At 73.6% G+C, this 276-nt stretch carries 1 protein-coding gene; it reads right to left on the reverse strand.

What is annotated here, in order from left to right; genetic code table 11:
• Window positions 1-276, reverse strand: a 276-nt coding sequence (locus tag CVH10_RS20170) for an alpha/beta hydrolase family protein (RefSeq protein ID WP_369335910.1), incomplete at both ends; no start/stop codon positions are given.

A 276-nucleotide genomic window follows, 5' to 3' on the forward strand; every position in this document is an offset into this window, starting at 1 on the left:
GCGGCTGGATCACGGCGTAGCCGGACGCGGCGAAGAACTGCACCAGCCAGTCGAATCCCCATTCGTCGCGGTACGACGGCCCGCCGTGCGGCATCACGATCGCGGGCAGCCCCCTGGCCGCGCCGCCCGGCGGCAGCGTCAGATAGGCGGGCACCATCGTCCCGTCGGCGGCGGGGAAGCGCACCGCCTTCATCTCGCCCATCGCCACGCCGTCCAACGCCGGGCGCGCGCCGACCAGCGCGTCCAGCCGGCGCGGCGCCTTGGTGAAACGGTAAT

Source organism: Halomonas sp. ND22Bw, from assembly GCF_003011945.1.
GTDB classification, from domain to species: domain Bacteria; phylum Pseudomonadota; class Gammaproteobacteria; order Pseudomonadales; family Halomonadaceae; genus Halomonas; species Halomonas halophila.